Annotated in this window: 14 protein-coding genes; 2 read left to right on the top strand and 12 right to left on the bottom strand. The window is 71.6% G+C overall.

Translation table 11 applies throughout. From position 1 onward, the window contains the following. Positions 1-76: 76 nt before the first annotated feature. The 4 genes from AB0J93_RS02600 to AB0J93_RS02585 all read right to left on the bottom strand — a co-directional run bounded on the left by AB0J93_RS02600 (position 77) and on the right by AB0J93_RS02585 (position 4,432). On the bottom strand, positions 77-490 hold the full coding sequence (locus AB0J93_RS02600; protein ID WP_363917370.1) for a VOC family protein: 414 nt from the start codon (positions 488-490) through the stop codon (positions 77-79). 663 nt (positions 491-1,153) lie between these two features. Next, complete coding sequence (locus AB0J93_RS02595) at positions 1,154-2,296, bottom strand: HAMP domain-containing sensor histidine kinase (RefSeq protein ID WP_363917705.1); 1,143 nt, start codon at positions 2,294-2,296, stop codon at positions 1,154-1,156. Between the two features lie 44 nt (positions 2,297-2,340). Next, entirely contained in the window at positions 2,341-3,009 is a 669-nt protein-coding gene (locus AB0J93_RS02590) for a response regulator transcription factor (protein WP_363917368.1), read from the bottom strand. A gap of 127 nt (positions 3,010-3,136) precedes the next feature. Continuing rightward, the gene (locus tag AB0J93_RS02585; protein WP_363917366.1) at positions 3,137-4,432 is read right to left on the bottom strand and encodes a PQQ-binding-like beta-propeller repeat protein; all 1,296 of its coding nucleotides are present in this window, start codon (positions 4,430-4,432) and stop codon (positions 3,137-3,139) included. Between the two features lie 97 nt (positions 4,433-4,529). Here AB0J93_RS02585 and AB0J93_RS02580 point away from each other — a divergent pair, with 97 nt between their 5' ends. Beyond that, on the top strand, positions 4,530-6,353 hold the full coding sequence (locus tag AB0J93_RS02580) for a hypothetical protein (protein ID WP_363917703.1): 1,824 nt from the start codon (positions 4,530-4,532) through the stop codon (positions 6,351-6,353). A gap of 7 nt (positions 6,354-6,360) precedes the next feature. Here the strand turns inward: AB0J93_RS02580 and AB0J93_RS02575 are convergent, their stop codons facing one another. The 8 genes from AB0J93_RS02575 to AB0J93_RS02540 all read right to left on the bottom strand — a co-directional run bounded on the left by AB0J93_RS02575 (position 6,361) and on the right by AB0J93_RS02540 (position 16,207). Then, positions 6,361-6,750, bottom strand: a complete 390-nt coding sequence (locus AB0J93_RS02575; protein WP_363917364.1) for an AtzH-like domain-containing protein — start codon at positions 6,748-6,750, stop codon at positions 6,361-6,363. A gap of 106 nt (positions 6,751-6,856) precedes the next feature. Continuing rightward, on the bottom strand, positions 6,857-8,554 hold the full coding sequence (locus AB0J93_RS02570) for a regulator (RefSeq protein ID WP_363917362.1): 1,698 nt from the start codon (positions 8,552-8,554) through the stop codon (positions 6,857-6,859). 12 nt (positions 8,555-8,566) lie between these two features. Next, positions 8,567-9,259 carry a cysteine hydrolase gene (locus AB0J93_RS02565; RefSeq protein WP_363917360.1) on the bottom strand — a complete coding sequence of 231 codons (693 nt, stop codon included), beginning with the start codon at positions 9,257-9,259 and terminating at the stop codon, positions 8,567-8,569. Positions 9,260-9,267: 8 nt separating this feature from the next. Then, positions 9,268-9,957 (bottom strand): isochorismatase family cysteine hydrolase, encoded by a 690-nt coding sequence (locus tag AB0J93_RS02560; protein WP_363917358.1) that lies wholly within the window; start codon positions 9,955-9,957, stop codon positions 9,268-9,270. Positions 9,958-9,975: 18 nt separating this feature from the next. Then, on the bottom strand, positions 9,976-11,781 hold the full coding sequence (atzF, locus tag AB0J93_RS02555; RefSeq protein WP_363917356.1) for an allophanate hydrolase: 1,806 nt from the start codon (positions 11,779-11,781) through the stop codon (positions 9,976-9,978). A 75-nt stretch (positions 11,782-11,856) separates the two neighbouring features. Further along, positions 11,857-12,522 (bottom strand): GntR family transcriptional regulator, encoded by a 666-nt coding sequence (locus AB0J93_RS02550; RefSeq protein ID WP_363917354.1) that lies wholly within the window; start codon positions 12,520-12,522, stop codon positions 11,857-11,859. A gap of 44 nt (positions 12,523-12,566) precedes the next feature. Beyond that, positions 12,567-14,387, bottom strand: a complete 1,821-nt coding sequence (locus tag AB0J93_RS02545) for a hypothetical protein (RefSeq protein WP_363917352.1) — start codon at positions 14,385-14,387, stop codon at positions 12,567-12,569. Further along, a complete protein-coding gene (locus tag AB0J93_RS02540; protein ID WP_363917701.1) occupies positions 14,387-16,207 on the bottom strand; it encodes a hypothetical protein in 1,821 nt (606 codons plus the stop codon). The genes AB0J93_RS02545 and AB0J93_RS02540 overlap by 1 nt, the downstream gene beginning before the upstream one ends. 559 nt (positions 16,208-16,766) lie before the next feature. On the opposite strand from AB0J93_RS02540, the gene AB0J93_RS02535 reads away from it, so the two are divergent. Next, positions 16,767-17,966 carry a hypothetical protein gene (locus AB0J93_RS02535; protein WP_363917350.1) on the top strand — a complete coding sequence of 400 codons (1,200 nt, stop codon included), beginning with the start codon at positions 16,767-16,769 and terminating at the stop codon, positions 17,964-17,966. Positions 17,967-18,114 lie beyond the last annotated feature (148 nt).

Genomic DNA, 18,114 nt, shown 5'->3' with positions numbered 1-18,114 from the left:
CGATGCCGTCGACGGCCCCGGTCGCGGAGGCGGCCGGGGCCATCGACGTGCTTCGGCGTAACGGGCGTCGCTTCGCTCAGGCGTCCGTCACGGGCCCGTCCGCCGCCGCCCGGGCCGCCGCCTTCTCGGCGGCGCTACGCAGTACGCAGAACTCGTTGCCCTCCGGGTCGGCGAGCACCACCCAACCGGCACCGGTCGGCCCGATGTGGTCGGCGACGTGGCGGGCACCGATGCCGAGCAGCCGCTCGACCTCCTCGTCCCGGGTCCGGTCGGTGGGTTCCAGGTCGAGGTGCAGCCGGTTCTTCACCGTCTTGCCCTCGGGCACCGCCAGGAAGAGCACCTCCGGCCCGCCCGGCGGCAGCAGCATGGCCTCCGGGTCGCCCGGGAAGTCGTCCGGCTGGCGGGGGCATTCGAAGACCTGGGCCCAGAAACCGGCCAGGGCGTACGTGTCGTGACAGTCGATTCCGATGTTGTGGATTCGTGCGCTCATGTCTCGTCCTCGTGGTCTTCGCCACCGGCGTCGCAACCCTGTCGGCTACCGGCCGACGAACCGCCGGAACCGACGAGCCTGCGAGGCACGACACGGCACGGCGGGAGTCGGGGGCGGCCCTGGGGACACGGACGTCGGGGCGGTCAGAACTGGCGTGTCTGGTCCGCTGAGTTGCGGGACAGCGATCCCGCTACCGGTGCCCCGCGAGGATGAGCGGTCAGCCGGCAAGGCAGGGTGCGGACAGCATCATGGTGAACATCAACGCACCCCCCTCCTTGATCGGGCTGACCCAGGGATCTTCGCACCGCCACGCCTCAGGGAGCAACTCGCACCCCGGGCACCCGCACGACACCTCTGCCGATTCGGTGAGCCCGGACATTACCTTCCGTGTCTCTCACGCCCGCCCCATGCGGTGGTGCTCCCATCCTTTGCTCTGCTTCAACCGACGCAACGATCACGCTCCGTGTTCGAAGTCGGCCGATGGCTGAATCTCGGCACCGCATTACCACAGCTCAGACACGAGTGCGTGGGTTGAAGCAGAGCAAAGGGCACGGAGTGGCACTGCGGACCCCGAGAGGACGGTCACCCAGCGTGATAAACACGGAGAGTCAGACCTGATGGGCTACGGTACGTCCATCTCCTGCACGGGTTGGGGTGCCGATGTCAGCGGGCGGCTTCCGCTGCCGGCAGGCTGACCGTCACCTCCAGGCCGCCGCCGGGCTGCGCGACGGCGGTCACCGTGCCACCGTGCGCGTCGCAGACCGCGCGCACGATGGACAGGCCGAGGCCTGAGCCGCGCGCCCCGGTACGCTCCCGGCCTCCCCGTCGAAATGGCTCGAACAGCCCCGGCACGTCGGCCTGGTCCACCTCGAAGCCGGTGTTACCCACCACCAGCCAGGATCGCTGCCCGTCCGAGCCGGTCCGCACCCAGAGCCGACCGTGCAGGTGGTTGTAGCGGACCGCGTTCTCGATCAGGTTGCCGGCCAGCCGGTCCAACAGCCCGGGATCACCCACCACCGGTGCCGGCTCCAGCGACGTCTGGACCGCCAACTTGATCCGCTCCACCTCCCGGCGTACGGCGGAGAGCGCGTTGACGGTGCCGGCGGCCAGGTCGAACTCGCTGCGCCGGCCGAGCCGCCGACCGGTCTGCGCCTCGCTGCGTGCCAGCACCAGTAACGCGTCGACCAGCCCGTTGGCGCGTTCGGAAGCGTCGCGTACCACGGTCGCCATCCGGCGGTACTCGGCCGTGTCCGCCTCGTCGTCGCTGAGCGTCACGTCGATCTCGGTACGCATCACCGCCAGTGGCGTACGCAGTTCGTGCGAGGCGTTGGCCACGAACCGCTTCTGTGCCTCGAACGCGGCGGCGATCCGGTCCAGCATGGCGTCGAACGTGTCGGCCAGCTCCGCCACCTCGTCGTCCGCCCCGGAGTAGCCGATGCGCTGGTCCAGCGTCGTCTCGCCGAGCCGGCGCGCGGTCGCGGTCACCTGATGCAGTGGACGCAACGCGCGACCGGCGACCGCGTACGCCCCGACGACGCCGACCACGCCGATCGCCAGCAGTGCGGCCAACCCCTTGGCCAGCAGTTCCCCGGAGGCCGAGTCGACGAGCCGCTGTTGCCATGCGGCGGCCTCCAGCGTGCTCCCGTCGGCGAGCACGACGATGGTGCCGGGCAGCAGCTCGTCGGTGGGGCGCAGCGCGTCACGCACCAGCAACCAGGCCAGCAGTACCAGGATCGTGCCGGCACCGACCAGCAGCACGCCGTTGAGCAGCGTCAGCCGCAGCCGCAGCGTGGGACGTAGCCGCAGGGAGGATCGCCGCAGCGTGGCCAGCCGGCGGCGCGCAGTGCCCGTCACTGCACCACCTCGGCCGTCCGGTAGCCGGCGCCGACCACGGTCTCGATCAGCGGTGGATCGCCGAGCTTGCGACGCAGCGTCATCACGGTGACCCGGACGATTGTGGTGAAGGGGTCGGTGTTGGCGTCCCAGACACGTTCCAGCAGTTCCTCGCTTGAGACCACGGCACCCCGGGCCTTGAGCAGCTCGCAGAGCACACCGAACTCCTTGTTGGTCAGCTCCACCGGCACCCCGCCGCGGGTGGCGGTACGGCGGGCCGGGTCGACCACCAGGTCGGCCATTTCCAGCACCGGCGGGGCCGCCGGGGTGGCCCGTCGGCCCAGCGCCTGCACCCGGGCGACCAGTTCGTCGAAGGCGAACGGCTTCGGCAGGTAGTCGTCGGCACCGAGTTGCAACCCCTCGACCCGGTCGGCGACCGTGCCGCTGGCGGTCAGCATCAGCACCCGGGTCAGTTCGCCGGACGCGGCCAGCTCCGCGCAGATCTGGTCACCGTGCCGGCCGGGCAGGTCACGGTCGAGCACCACCACGTCGTACCGGGTCACGAAGGCCATCTCGTGGCCGCTGTCGCCGTCGTACGCGACGTCCACCGCCATGCCCCGTTTGCGCAGCCCCCGCGCTATCGCGTCGGCGAGGTTGCGCTCGTCCTCGACCACCAGTACCCGCATGCCCGCCCCTTTTCCGCCCGCCGACCACCGACAACGTAACGCCGCCGACCAAGCCGGCCGTAACGGGAGCCGAGCGGGCCGCCGGTGGATCACGCGGACCGACCGCCGGCACGGGCAGGGCGCCGGGTCAGTCGGGCAGTTGCCAGATGCCGTAGCCACCGTCGTGCAGGCGGCAGCCGACGAGGTCGTACCGGCTCTGGCAGTCGCCGCCGGCGTCCGGCAGCACATCGAGCCGGCGGGCCGGCGCCCCCGTGGGGTCGAGCCGGGCCAGCACCAGCCCCACCTCGGCCACCGGACGTACCGCGAACACCTGCGGCGCGTACTCGTAGCGGGCGACCATGTTCCACGAACCGTGCTCGGTAAGCGTCGCACCGGTGCCCAGGGCCATCGTGACGATCTCGTTGGTGTTCCGGGCCACCGCGAGCACGTTGCGATCGTCGACCAGCACGATGTCGAGGATCTCCTCGCTGCCCCAGCGCACCGCCCCGGTGGCTGGGTCGAGGACCTGCAACCCGCCGCCGGCCAGCCCCGCGCAGAGCAGTGGCCCGCAGCCGGTGACGTACGTCGCCGTCGGCACGGTCACCTGCCAGCGCTGGGCCAGATCGTCGACGGTGAGCGCGGTGATGGTGTTGGAGTTGCGTACCACCGTCACCAGATCGCCGGTCACCCACGCCTGCTGGTAGCTGCTCGAATGGTCGGCGGGCGGGGGAAGGCGGTGCCGCACCGTCCCGGTCATCGGGTCGATCACCTGGACCTCGCCGTCGACCGTGGCCACCACGATGCTGTCGAGCGTCCCGTCGTCCCGCTGCCAGTGGTCGACGCTGGCCGCCGACAAGGTCATGGACCACAGCTCACGGGCGGTCGCGAGATCGATCATCCGTAGCACGTTCGGCGCGCTGTCGCTGAACGTGCGCAGCAGCGCCCGGTCGGGCATCTCCAGGATGGCGATACCGGGCACCCGCCAGCGCTCCTGGCCGGTGTGCGCGTCGAGTCGCACGGTCTCGCTGGTGCCGGTGTCCTGCCGAGCCATGGCGACCAGGAGCCCGGCGTCGGCGACCGGCTGCACCCGGTAGACCCGGTTGCCCAGCGGAACGGGTACCCGCCACAGCGGTGTCAGCCGCTGCGGTGCGACGGTGCGACGGTCGGGCCGCGGATAGGCGAGCAGTTCCTGGCTACCGTCGGTGACCTCGGGCGACGGGGAGACGGTGAAGATCTGATCGGCGGCGATGAACAGGTCGCTACCCAGGGCGGCGGGCACGATCGCGTGGATCCGCCCGGCCGGCGGTGTGCCGCCCGCCAAGGTCAGCAGCGCGAGCAGTGCCACCACGACGACCGCCACCCGGCGGCCACCCGGCCGGGGTCGACGGCGCTGCGCTGGCGGATCGGTCAGCTCGGTCAGCTCACCGAGGTCGATCAACGTCACGCTTGTCCTCCCCTGACACACACCAGACGCGCGGCGGGCGGGCGGGGTTCCGCCTGTACGATGGCCCGTCGTGGCTGTGCCGGTGGTGAATCCCTCGCTGAATCCCGTCTCCGAGACCGTCGAGACGCGATCAACGACAACACGTCCCCGGCGGCGGCCGACCCGCGCCGACGCGCTGGCCATCGGAGCCTACGTGCTGCTCGGCGTCGTCGTCTGCCTGAACTACTGGGCCGACGTGAACAACCGGGTCTCGTCCCACCTGCCCACCGACCACAGTTGGTTCGAGTGGCTCTTTGCGCACGGTGCGTACTCGGTGCAGCACCTGGAGAATCCACTTTTCACCGCCCGGCAGAACGCCCCGGACGGGGTGAACATGATGGCCAACACCTCGCTGCTCGGGGTGACCCTGCCGTTGGCGCCGCTCACCCTGCTGCTCGGCCCCCAGGTGGTGTACGCGCTATACCTGGGCGGGGCGCTGGCCGCGACGGCGGGCACCTCGTACTGGATGCTGTCACGGCACCTGGTGCGCTCCCGGGCGGCGGCCTTCGTCGGCGGCGCGTTCCTCGGTTTCGCCCCCGGCATCGTGCACCATGCCAACGGCCAGCCCAACTTCGTCTCCAACTTCCTGCTGCCACTTATCGTGGTGCGGGTGTTCCGGCTGGTCGAGCCGGGCCGGTGGCGGCGCAACGGGCTGGTGCTGGGGCTGCTGGTGGCGTACCAGATCTTCATAAACGAGGAGATGCTGCTGCTCACGGCGATGGCCTGCCTGGTCGTCGTGATCGCGTACGCGGCGATGCGTCCGCGCGCGACGTGGGCCCGGGCGGGCACGTTCGCGGCCGGCCTGGGCCTCGGCGGTGGGGTGGCGCTGCTGTTGACCGCCTACCCGATCTGGTTCCAGTTCAACGGCCCGCAGTCCTACCGGGGGCTCCAGGGCGGGGTGTTCCACAGTTGGGGCGAGGACATCGCCGCCTTCGTCACCTTCCCCCGCGACACAATCGCCGGTGACGAGGCGGTGGAGGCGACCATCGGCATGACCGAACAGAACACCTGGTTCGGCTGGCCGCTGGTGCTGCTGTCGGTGGTTGCCCTGGCCCTGCTGGTCCGCCGCTCGCTGGCGGCCCGGATCCTGGCCGTGCTGGTGCTGCTCTTCTCGGTCGCCGCGCTCGGCCCGGAGATCCGGTTCAACGGCGAACTGACCGGCATCGCCGGCCCGTGGTCGTACATCCCGGAGGATCTGCCGCTTGTCGAGATGATGATGCCGACCCGGCTGACCCTGGTGACCACCGCTGCGCTCGGCGTACTGCTGGCGCTGGCCTGGGACGCGGTGGCCGGCAGCCACCGACCGCCGGTGCCGGCTCCCCGCGCTCCGGAGGCCACGGCCACCGACCGGCGGCGACTCCGCTGGCCGCACGTCGTCGGGTACGCCGCGATCGCCCTCGCCCTACTTCCGCTGCTGCCCCGTCCGCTACCGGCCGAGCCGGTCGACCCGCCGCCGGCCTTCATCACCTCCGGTGCCTGGCAGCCGTACGTGCCGGACGGCCGCACGCTGGTGCCGGTGCCCATCCCCAGCAACGTGCACGGCCTGTCCACGCTGCGGTGGAGCGCGCTGACCGGGCACGAGTTCCCGATCCCGGCGGGCTACTTCATCGGCCCGAACCTCGACGGCGAGGGCGTCTTCGGCGCCCCGAACCGGCCCACCAGCACCCTCATCTACCAGACCATGGACGCGGGTGAACTGCCTGAACTCACCGACGAGAACCGTCGGCAGGCGGTGGAGGACCTGCGCTTCTGGCGGGCGTCGGTGGTGGTGCTCGGCGCGCATCCCCGCGAGCCGGTGCTGCGGGAACTGCTCACCGCGCTGCTCGGCGAGCCGCAGCGCGTCGACGACGTCTGGCTCTGGGACGTACGCGACCGGGTGTGACGCGCCGTCATCCGACGTCGGGAGACTGCGGCTCGGAGACATGGGCGGTGACGATGCGCCAGCCCTCCGATAGGCGTACCCAGGTCTGGGTCTGCCGACCTGTGGTGGCGCCGTCGGCGTAGCCGAACCGGGTCGTGACGACCGCGAGGTCCGAGCCGAACGCGGTGACGACGGTGTCGACGAGCCGGCGGCCGGGCGGCAGCGGTGGTTGCACGGCCCGCCACTTGCGCTGCTCGTCGAGCCCGTACTGGTGGTCGGCAAGGCCGAAGCGCACCGTGGCCTCGGAGTCCCAGAAGTATCCGCAGATCCGTTCGGCGTCCCCGGCCACCAGTGCCTGCTCGTAGCCGACGAAGGCCGCCGTCACCTCGGCGACCACGTCGGTCCGGTCGATCTCCATCCGGCGAGAGTCCTTTCTGGGCGGTCGGGACGGCAGGTGGGCGCACCCGGCCGGGCGGCGGCGGGCTGGTGCGGGCCGCACCGCCGCCCGGCCGGACGGCGTCAGCTCAGGTGTTCACCGCCGGCTCACGCTTCTCACCACCGGCCGGCTCACCGGTGGCGGCCGGTGCCGTCGAGGCCGTCGCGGCCGGTGCCGTCGCGGCGGGTTCGGCGGCGACCGGGGGCGTCGCGGAGTTGCCACCGTGCAGGCGGTCCAGTTCGGCCTCCTCCGGCTCGGGCACCCGGGGTGGGTACTTGCCGAGGGCGAAGATCGCGCAGATCACCGCCACGAAGAGGTAGCCGAGCGCCACCTGGCCGTTGGCGTTCCACTGGACCTCCTCGCCGTGGATCAGGCCGATGAAGGCGAGCACCGCGCCCGAGGCGGCGAAGACGGCCGCCTGGACGAAGCGTTTGTCGATGATGAAGGCGACGATCGCGCCGAGCACCAGACCGGCGAGGATGGCACCCTCACCGAGGATCCGCAGGCCGTCGTAGACCACCCCGGCGCCGGCCAGGGCCTCGTCGCCGACCTCGGCGGCGGTGGTGCCGGCCGCCGCCAGGGCGTTGTTCATCTGCCCGGTCGCCCACGCCGCGATGTTGGGTATCAGGGCCGCGACCACCGCCGCGGCGTGCGCCCGGGGCGTCGCCTGGAACGCCTGGGCACCGATCAGCAGCCCGATGTAGAGCAGGATCGGCACGATCGCCGCGGTCGGGAAGATCGCCCCGAGCAGGGAGAACATCCCGAGGAAGCAGAGCAGTGCGATGACGATCCCGGTCGCCATCGAGTAGCCGGTACGCCCACCGGCGGCCTTCCAGCCCGGGTGGCCGACGTAGACCGCAGGTGGGAACGGCGAACCGAGGGCGGAGCCGATGACCGCGCCGGCCCCATCGGCGAGCAGCACACTGCGCAGGTTGTAGTTGTCCCCGGCGGTGGCCGCGCTCTCCACGTTGGTCATTGCCTCGGTGAAGTTGTAGACACCCAGCGGGATCGCGGTCGCCAGCAGCGGGGCCATGTCGGAGAGGCCGCGCAGCAGCAGGTCGAGTTGGAAGGTGGGGAAGGCGAACGCGATGTCCCGGGCCGCCGCGGTGACGTCCGGCACCGACATCGCCCCGCCGAGCCAGCCGATCGCCGTGCCGAGCAGCAGGGCGGCCAGCCCGATCGGGAAGTTGAACGGCAGCTTCACGTCGGTAAGCAGGCCGATCAGCAGCAGCGCCAGGACCGGCAGGGCGATCCAGGCCAGCCGCCACATCTGGCCCGCCGGGTTCATCGAGATGAAGGTGATGGAGATGCCGGCGAGGGTGCCGAGCAGCGCCGCGCGCGGCGTGTAGCGACGGATGTACGGGCCGACGAACGCGCCGATCAGCACGATCACGCCGATGATGAAGGCCCAGGCCAGCCCCGCCTCCCAGGCGCGAACCGCGTCGCCGGTGCTGAGGTAGATGGGCAGCATGATGACGAAGATGACGATGAACATGTGCGGCACGCTCGGCCCGTACGGCAGGGCGGTCACGTCGGAGCGGTTCTCCCGCCGGGCCAGCCGGCGAGCCAGATGCGTGTAGTAGATGTTCCCCGCGACCAGGGCGATACCGAGGGCCGGCAGGATCGTGCCGAACACCTCCCGCTCCGGCAGGTTCACCACGAAGAGGCAGAGCCCGGTCAGGGTGAGTACGTTGACCAGGACGTTGACGCCGAAGCCGAAGAACGCGTTTGTGTCGCCGCGCACCCAGTACGGCAGCGGCACGACGGAGGGTCTGGTGGGGACCATGGCTGCTCCCGGTCAGGAGGAGGGTTGCAACACGGGGGTGGTGGGCAGCACGGCGAGCACGTCCGTCGAGTCGGCGACCCACCCGAAGATGCCGCCCTGGGCGGCGATCATGTCGAGGCCCACCCGGTGGAACTCCGGGAAGTAGGACCCGACGCAGTCGGCGAGCACGAGGCACTCGTACCCACGGTCGTTGGCCTCCCGGACCGTGGTGTGCACGCACACCTCGGTGGTGACCCCGGTGACCAGGAGGCTCTGGATGTTCTGCTCGGCGAGCAGGGTGTCCAGCCCGGTGGCGTGGAAGGCACCCTTGCCCGGCTTGTCGACGACCGGTTCGCCGGGCAGTGGTGCCAGCTCGTCGACGATGTCGTGGCCGTACTCGCCCCGGACGAGGATCCGGCCCTTGGGTCCAGGGTCGCCGATGCGTTTGCTCGGCAGGCCCCGGTTGAGCTTGGCCGGTGGGCAGTCGGAAAGGTCGGGCAGGTGCCCCTCCCGGGTATGCACGACCGTCAGGCCGGCGGCACGGGCGGCGGCCAGCAGCGCCGTCAGCGGCGCGATGGTCCGCCGCAGCTGGCCGACGTCGTTGCCCAGGCTCTCGCCGAAGCCGCCGGGCTCCAGGAAGTCGCGCTGCATGTCGATGACGAGCAGCGCCGTGGTCGGGGGGTCGAAGGTGTACGGGAAGGGTCGCGCTGCGGCAACTGTCAACATGGCTCACCTCACCTGGTCGTGGCGGCGATGACGGCGTCGGAGGTGGCGACGCAGCCGAAGACGCCGCCCTGCATGGTCACCATGTGCAGCGCGGCGTCGTGGTTGTCCTTGTCGGTGGCCCCGGTACAGTCGGCGAGGATCAGACACTCGTAGCCCCGGTCGTTCGCCTCGCGCATCGTGGTGTGCACGCAGACGTCGGTGGTGATGCCGGTGAGGATCAGGTGGGTGATGCCCCGGGTGCGCAGCACCAGGTCGAGATTGGTGGCGTAGAAGGCACCCTTGCCGGGTTTGTCGACGATGACCTCGCCGGGCACCGGGGCGACCTCGGGCACGATCTCCCAGCCGGGCTCGCCCTTGACCAGGATCCGCCCGCACGGTCCCGCCCCGCCGATCTCGGCGCCGATCTGCGCCGACCGCCAGCGTTTGTTAGCCGGCAGGTCGGACAGGTCGGGGTCGTGGCCCTCCCGGGTGTGCACGACAAGCATGCCGAGCGACCGGACGTGGTCCAGTAGCCGGGCGGTGGCCGGCAGGCCGGCCCGGGTGAGGCCGATGTCGTAACCCATGGCGTCGACGTAGCCGCCCGGGCCGCAGAAGTCGGTCTGCCAGTCGATGCAGAGCAGTGCGGTACGCGCGGTGTCGGCCGAGCCGTCGTACGGCCACGGGTAGGGGTTCGCCGTTACCGGCCCGATCCTGCCCATCCTCTCCTCCTCCGTTGGTCAACTCCGGTGCGCCGCGGCGCGGCGGTAGGCCCGCCACCCACCGGCGGCGCTGATGTCCTCGGCCCCCGAATCGACGGCGTAGGCCTCGCAGAGGAAGCCGAGCACGTCCCGCCCGTCGTGCAGCCGAACCCAGCCCAGCGACAGCGGGGCCGGCACCCCGGCGAGCAGCTCTCCGACGGCGGTCACCGGCAGCCGCCACAGCTCGACCTCGATCGGGTGTCCGTCCGGGTCGGTGTGGGCGACCCGGACCAGGCCGGGCAGCCCTTCACCGTCGGCTGTCTCCAGGCGGTAGAGCCGGTAGCGCGGCGCGGTACGCGCGGCACCGGCGAGGGTGGCACCCCGTTCGGTCAGCTCCGCGTTGCGGGACTCGCCGGCCAGGTGCCGCCCGACGACGGCGATCAGCACCTGCGCCGGCCCGGGCGTCGAGACGGTGGCCGCAGCTTCGGGCGCGGCCCGGGTGGCGGCGGTGAAGGCGGCGGCGAGTTGGGCCAGGGTCGTGTCGCTGAACGCGGGACCGAGCAGGGTCAGGCTCGCCGGCCGGCCCGCTGCGGTGAACCCGTTGGGCACGGTAACCGCCGCCAGGTCGAGCAGGTTGGCGAACTGGGTGTAGCGGCCGAGCATCGTGTTGCGGCCGATCGGGTCCTCGGCGATCTCGTCGAGCGTGAAGGTCGTACCGACGGTGGGCACCACCAGCACGTCGACCTCGCTCCACAGCTGGTCGACCCGGGCCCGCAACTCGCGCAACCGGTGTCGGCCCCGGAAGACGTCGATCGCGTCGTAGCGCCGGCCGCTCTCCAGCACGCTGCGGGTGACCGCCAGCACGGCCTCGGGATGTTCGCGCAGGAAGCCGTCCAGCCCGGCGAGCCGCTCGGCCACCCACGGTCCCTGGCAGAGCAGCTCGCCCGCCTCAAGGAAACTCTGCAACGGCACCGACGCGACCTGCCTCACCAGACCTCGCAGCGCCTGCACGCCCGCGGCGAACCGGACCGCCTGTCCCGCGTCGCCGAAGAACTCCAGGTCTTCTGCTCGGGGCACGCCGAGACGTAGCGTGCCAGGCATGCGGGCCACCACCCGCTCCGCCGGCAGCGGACGCCCCCACGGGTCGACCGCCGAGACGCCGCGCGCGGCGTGCAGCACGTCCACCGCGTCCGCGACGTCGGTGGCGAAGACCGAGACGCAGTCGAGCGAACGGCAGGCCGGCACCACGCCGCCGGTGCTGAGCAGGCCCCGGGTGGGTTTGAGGCCGACGATCCCGTTGAGCGCCGCCGGCACCCGGCCGGAGCCGGCGGTGTCCGTACCCAGGGCGAAGCTGACCTGGCCGGCGGCGACCGCGACGGCCGAGCCGGAGCTGGAACCGCCGGAGATCAGCCCACCGCCGAAGACGCTCTCGCAGCTGCCGTACGGGGACCGCGCCCCGGTCAGGCCGGTGGCGAACTGGTCGAGGTTGGTCTTCCCGACGAGCAGGGCACCGGCGTCGAGCAGCCGGCGCACCACGGGCGCGTCCTCGGCCGCGACGTACCCGAAGTCGGGGCAGCCGGCCGTGGTGATCATGCCGGCGACGTCGATGTTGTCCTTGACCGCGAACGGGATCCCGTACAGCGGCAGGCTCGCGTGGTCGGCGGTGGCGGTCAGCCGCTCGGCACGGGCACGGAGTTGCCCGGCCGGCACCGTGCTGATCCAGACCGGCCCGCCGTCCGCTCCGGACAGCCCGGACAGGACGTGTTCCGCCAGGTCGGTGGGGGTCAGGCCGCCGTGACGGTACGCCGACCGCAACTCCGAGATCGATCCGATCCGCTCTGGCATACAGTCGATTGTCGACAGTTGTGTTACGACGAACGGCGCGACACGTAACGACACCATGACGGGCGGCGGGTGGAGCTACCCGAGATACGACCGGGCTCCGTGCTCGGACAGCACCGCCAGGACCACCTCCGGGTCACCGACGGCGACCGCCTCGAAGAGCCGCTCGTGCCGGTGGACGCCGTCGTGCGGCTGCGCCACCTCTGCTTCGCGACGCAGGTTGATCGCCATGTAGAGCTGCAACTTCACCAAAATCGAGTCGTACACCGCGGAAAGCTGCCGGTTGCCGGCCAAGGCCACCAGCGCGACGTGGAACGTCCGATGCGACTCGGCGACCGCCAGCCGATCACCGTCCCGGGTCGCCTCCCGCATCTGGTCCAACGCCGCCCGCAGCCCGGCCAGGTCGCTCTCCCCCGGCACCGAGATCGCCGACCGGACCGCGAATCGTTCCAGCACGTCGCGCAGTTCGTACAGCTCGCGCACGTCGCGATCCGACAGGGTGGCGACCCGGACCCCCCGGCGCGGGACGTGCTCCACCAGCCCCCGCTGCGCCAGCAGCCGCAGCGCCTCGCGCAGCGGCGCCCGGCTGATGCCGAGTCGCCGGGTCAGCTGCTCCTCCACCAACCGTTCACCGGGATCACTCCGGCCGCTGAGGATCTCCCGGGTCAGCCGGGAGACGGCGAGCTCCACCAGACTGACACTCTCCAGCTCGCCCTCCGTCGGCGATGCGGCCACGTCGCTCACCCCGACGAGTGTGCCACCTGCCGCCGGAGTCCCCGTCGGACGCGTCAACCCACCAGGGGCCGGACGTCCCAGACGAGTGCACCACCGATCTCCCGGGCCGGACCGAGCAGGGCCTCGACCGTCCGGCGTACCGGGTCACCATGGTGCAGCCCGCCCTGGACCACCACGGCCGCCCGCCAGTGCCGCAGGTCGGCCACCGCCTGCCGGCGATCGTTCTCGCTGATCGGCGGCACCTCGCCGGTGTCGGCCACCCGGCGCAACAGCAGCGACGTGGGCCGGTCCGGAGCGCCCCAGCGGGCCGCCGGATCGTCCGGGGAACGGGGACCGATGAAGAAGCCACCCGGGGCGGTGAAGGCCAGCCCGGTCCGGGCGGACCAGAGCATCGCCGGGCTCTGGCCCGCGTTTGTCACCGGCGGCACCGGCACCACCGTCCGCCCCGCCGGGACGTACGCCCGCCAGGTCCCCTCCGCCACGAACGCCGGAACCTGCCAGGTCGGGACGGTACGGATCGGGGTCGGCGCCAGCGGCAGCAGCGCGGCGGCCACCGCGCCGGCCCAGAGCAGCCGCACCGGCACCGAATCCGGTGCTGCGCCGGCGGTGGCCGGTTGCCGCCGTACCCGGTCCACCGAGAGCGCCAGCAGGATGCCCAGCACCGGTACGCAGACCAGCGAGAACCGGGCCGGCACCACATGGTCGAGCAGGGGCAGCTCGGCGATCAGCAGGTACGGGCCGGGCAGCTCCGTCGACGATCCGTCGAGGCGTACCCGCGGGCCGAGGGAGAGCAGGGCGAACACCACCCCGCAGGCGGCGAGAGCCCGGACCAGCGGGCGACGCCACAGCCACACCGTCACGACCACGGCCAGCACCAGCAGACCCGGCCCGAAGAAGGAGTTCTCCTCGGTGGCGTTGGGGGCCAGCAGGGCGGGCAGGCGATGGTCGCCGAAGACGGTCTGCCGGGCGGTGGCGGTGAACGAGGCCGCGTCCAGTTGAAAGCCGTACGCGTGGAACGGCATCCCCCGGTAGTGCCCGGGGCCGAAGAACTGGAACCACAGCGGATAGGCCAGCAGGACCGCCGCCACCACCGCACCGACCGCGATCCGGCCGGCCGTGACCGGCGCCAGCCGGCGTGCGGTGGCCCGGTCGGCCAACGCGTAGCCGAGGACGAACACGCCCGCGGCGAGCGCCACAAAGAGCAGCACCTCCTCACCGAGGAAGACCTGGTACGTCACGACCAGACCGAGCAGCAGGCCGGGCCGCCACACCCGTGACCAGGCACCCGGTGACTCCGCCGGATCGGAGGGGTGGGGCATGAACACCAGTGCCAGGATCACCGGTACCAGGAACTGGGCGGCCATGTGCAGGTGCGATCCGGCCTGAGCGACCATGCCGGGGGCGAAGCCGCAGACCAGCCCGCCGAGCGCAGCGGCCAGCCGGGACTCGACCAGGCGGCGACGCAGCAGCACGTACCAGGCGGCGGCCGTCCCGGCCAGACACCCCACCACCGCCACCGCGAAGGCCACCTGCGAGCCGAACAGCAGCGTGACCGGGGCCAACGGAACACCCAGGCCCAGCACCGAGGTGTTGGCCATCAGGTTCACCCCGCCGGGTGCGTTCAGGGCGTCGCTCCACAGCGGATTTTCCAGGCCGGCCACGGCACGGGCGGCGTGGGCCAGCATCCACTCGAAGAGGATCTGGTCGCCGGCCTGATGGAAGAGCCGGTCCGGCCGACCCCACTGCCGGCTGGTCAGCCAGGTGGCCAGCGCCAGGTAGCCGGCCACCACCGCCAGGTCAGGCGTACGCGGGCGCAGCCGCCAACGGCGACCGGCGCGGACCTCGACTTCCCGCTCGACCGTACCGACCGACATCAGACCCGTGGGTCGGTGAGCGACCGTACGTCCCACACCCAGACGTCCTGCTCGAGCCGGGCCGGTCCGACCAGTTGCTCGACGGTCTGCCGCAGCGACTCCGAGTGCGGCTGCCGCACCGGCAGCACCAGGATCGCCGCCCGCCAGTACCGCAACTCGTCCAGGGACCGACGCCGCTGGCGGTCGTCCAGCTGAGGCGTCCGGCCGGTGGTGGCGACCTCCTCCAGCAGCTTCCCGACACCGCTCGGCCGACCACCGAAGCGACCCGGGTCGCCGGTGTTGCCGTTGCGTGGGGCGAGGAAGTAGCCGCCGGGAATCTTGAAGTCGAGATTGGTGGCGGCGGCCCAGCGCATGCCGTGGGTGTTGCCCATGCTCGGCACCGGGATCGGCACCAGGGTCTGGTCCGGCCCGACGTAGGCGCGCCACCGGTCGGAGGTGATGAAGTCCGGCACCGGCGGGCGGGAGGTCATCGGCAACGGCGTGGGAGTGATCGGCAGCAACGCGAGCACCAGACCGGCGGCAGTGAGCGTACGCACGGTCCGCCGGTCCATGGACAGGGTGCTGGTCCGCTCGATGGCCAGGGCCAGCAGGACCGCCACCACCACGCTGGTGATCATGCCGAACCGGGTCGGCACCACCGCGTCGAGCAGCGGCAGCCGGACCAGCCACTCCCACGGTCCGACGATCAGTTCCCGGTCCCACCAGGTGATCCGCTCGCCGAGGGAGAGGATGGTGTAGAAGGCGGCGGTCGCGGCGAGCGCCCGGACCAGCACCTCCCGCCGGAGCCAGAGCACGATGCCGACCGCGATCAGCGCCAGACTCCACCCGAAGAAGGCATTCTCCTCCGAGTAGTTCGGCGCGAGGTTGACGTTCGCCCGCTGGTTGCCGCCGATAGTGGGCGAGCCGGGTGCGAAGTACGCGGCGATGTCGTTGCCGTAGTCACGGACCGCGTCGCTGAGCCCGTGGTACGCCATCGGGCCGGCGAACTGGATGTACAGCGGGTACGCCAAGAGCGAGCCGGCGATCACCGTGCAGGTGGCCAGCGCCTTGGCCAACGGCCGCCAGGCCGCCGACCAGAGCCCGGGCCGCTGGACAACCACCGCGATCAGGAAGATTCCGCAGCCCATCGCGGTGAAGAGCAGGATCTCCTCGTTGATGAACGCCTGCGCGGTGACCAGCAGAGCCAGCAGCGCACCGTCCCGGTACGGCCGGGTCGATCGGGTGATCACCAGAACCCGCCACACGATGAACGGCAGCAGGAACTGGCTGATGATGTTCGGGTGCCAGCTGGCGTGCGACAACATCGCCGGTGAGAAGCCACAGAACCAGCCGCCCACCACCGCGGCGAGCCGGTTGCTCACCACGTGCCGGGACAGCACGAAGTACCAGGCCGAGGCGGTCCCGGCGAGACCGAGGGTCACCAGCAGCACGAACGTCACGGCCGGTCCGAACAGCAGGGTCACCGGCACCATCGGGATACCCAGCGCGAGGATGGCCGTGTTGGCCATCAGGTTTACCCCGTCGGGGTAGTTGAACTGCTCGGTGAAGAAGGGGAACTCGCCGTGCAGCACCACCCGCACCGAGTGGGCGAGGAAGAACTGCACCTGGGCCGGGTCACTGCTGTAGAGCGAGGCCACCCGCCCGGCCGGGTCCATCCAGATCTGGCTGGTCACCCAGAGCGCGGTCAGCAGGAAACCACCGAAGACCGCGAGGTCCCGTCGCCGGGGCGTCCAACGGAACCGGCGGCGGCGTTCCGGAGCGGCATCGGCGGCATCGGCACCCCGCGTACCGCCGGACACCGCAGGTCCGGTCCCCGTCAGCTGCCGGGCCGTTCCGGCCCCGGGCGCGGCCGTCCGGGCTTCCGTCCCAGACGCCGGAGTTTCCGTGGCGGGCGCCGAGGCTTCGGACGCGGGCGCCGGGGTTTCCGTAGCAGGTGCCGAAGCTTCCGTGGCAGATGCCGGGGCGTCGATGTCGGACGCCGAGGCTTCGGACGCGGGTGCCGGAGTGTCCCCGGCGGGAGCAGGGGCTTCCCCGGCGGATGCCGGTGGTTGAGTGGCTGGCGCAGTGGCTTCCGGGACGGGTGCCGGGGACGCGGCGTTCGTGCCGGGGGCGTCGCCCGCCTTGTCACCCAGGGTGACGACTTCGGACGGAGAGTCGGCGACGTCGGCGGATCTCTGCAGCGCGGCGGCGCGGGTCTCGGCAGGCGTCACAGTCGGCGGAGTCTACCGGAGTGGGGAAAATGCCCCAAGTCAACGCGGTGTCCCCTATGGCCGGTGTGGTGACCGCGCGACGCAGCGTATGGCGACCCGAAGCATCGGCGGGACATCTCGTACTATTGCCCTCCGACACGACGACGCGATCCGATCGGGGGCGTGACAGGTGGCTCCAGCCCGTTGGCGCGGCTTGACCGCCACCGGCCTGTCCACCCTGCTGATCGCCGTCACCGCCTGCGGGCCGGTCGCCGAGCGTCAGGCACGGGACCTGCGGGTCGGCTACGACAGCATGGACGGTTCCTTGACGGTGTGGCCGCCACGCGGCTCACTCGCCGAGGACACCGCAGCGACAGCCGCCGTCACCGAAGCGGTACGCGACTGGCGCTCGCCCGTGGACGACCGGGTGCACGTACCCTCATCCGGGATCCTCTTCTCCGGTGAGGTCGACGGGCGGCCACTGGCCCTGGTCGCCGCGTCGGTACCCGGTGAGGCCGCGTCCTGGCTGCTTCAGCTCACCGGCGACGGCGGTCGGTACACGGTCAGTCACGCCACCGAGTACACCGACCCCGGCTACCTGGTCTACTCCGACGTGTTGCCGGTCCAGTCGGCCGACGGCCGGCGCTACCTGACCTCCGAACGGGTCCGGCGGCTGGTCGGGCCGAACGGCCGCATCCTGTCCGACCGCGACGGCCTGACCGGCCCCGTCGAGGTGCCCCGGTGCCGGGCGGTGACCGTCACCGCCACCCTGCGCTCCACCGAGTCGCTGCCCCGGGGCCGGGCCACCGACCGGCTGCTCGACCTCGGCACCGGCACCGCCGCACCCCGCTACCCGCTGGTGCGCGACGAGAGCGGCTCCGGCCGGCGAGCCCTGACCGGCCTCGACACCTGCCTGCTGGCCGGTGAGGACGGCCCGTTCGGCAGCATCTCCCGGCGGGTCGGCGACCGGGACGTCCCGCAGTCGGTGCCGGCGTCCTGGCCGATGGCGAAACTCGCCGTGCGTACGCTCGGCGAGCTGTCGCTCGACGGCGGCGAGCCGGCCGAGCTGGAGCAGCTCACCTGGGAGAGCGCCGAGGGCACGATGAGTGCGGTGGTATACCGACCCGCCGACGATGGCCCGGTGATGCTCTCCCCCGCCGACCGGACGAACCCGTTGCAGGTCTACGAGCTGCCGGTCCCGGATCAGCCGCTGGTCGTGCTGAGCTGGCGCGCCACCAAGGACACCACGCTGTCGGTGCCGCCGAACACGACCCGCCTGGTCGACCGCCCGGGCCTGGTGGTGGCTCCGCTGCCCGAGCGCCGCGAGACCTTCAGCCTCGCCGCCGACGAGAAAACCCACTACCGCTCCGCTGGCTCCCCCCACCGCTGAACCCTCTCCCCTCTCCCCGTCCTCCCCCGCCCTCCCGCGTTGATCATGAAGTTGTTGTCACGCCACGCCGATCGCAGTGACAACAACTTCATGATCAACGGCGCGCGGGGCGAGCGGGGGCGGGGGCGCGGAAAAGCCAAACGCGGAA

It is taken from the genome of Micromonospora sp. NPDC049374, from assembly GCF_040677165.1.
Classification (GTDB): domain Bacteria; phylum Actinomycetota; class Actinomycetes; order Mycobacteriales; family Micromonosporaceae; genus Micromonospora.
This window is presented reverse-complemented; position numbering and strand designations above follow the sequence as displayed.

Coding starts and splice junctions, on each gene's coding strand:
- AB0J93_RS02600 (WP_363917370.1), bottom strand. CDS start 490: ATGAGCGCACGAATCCACAACATCGGAATCGACTGTCACGACACGTAC.
- AB0J93_RS02590 (WP_363917368.1), bottom strand. CDS start 3,009: ATGCGGGTACTGGTGGTCGAGGACGAGCGCAACCTCGCCGACGCGATA.
- AB0J93_RS02575 (WP_363917364.1), bottom strand. CDS start 6,750: ATGGAGATCGACCGGACCGACGTGGTCGCCGAGGTGACGGCGGCCTTC.
- AB0J93_RS02570 (WP_363917362.1), bottom strand. CDS start 8,554: ATGGTCCCCACCAGACCCTCCGTCGTGCCGCTGCCGTACTGGGTGCGC.
- AB0J93_RS02565 (WP_363917360.1), bottom strand. CDS start 9,259: ATGTTGACAGTTGCCGCAGCGCGACCCTTCCCGTACACCTTCGACCCC.
- AB0J93_RS02560 (WP_363917358.1), bottom strand. CDS start 9,957: ATGGGCAGGATCGGGCCGGTAACGGCGAACCCCTACCCGTGGCCGTAC.
- atzF (WP_363917356.1), bottom strand. CDS start 11,781: ATGCCAGAGCGGATCGGATCGATCTCGGAGTTGCGGTCGGCGTACCGT.
- AB0J93_RS02545 (WP_363917352.1), bottom strand. CDS start 14,387: ATGTCGGTCGGTACGGTCGAGCGGGAAGTCGAGGTCCGCGCCGGTCGC.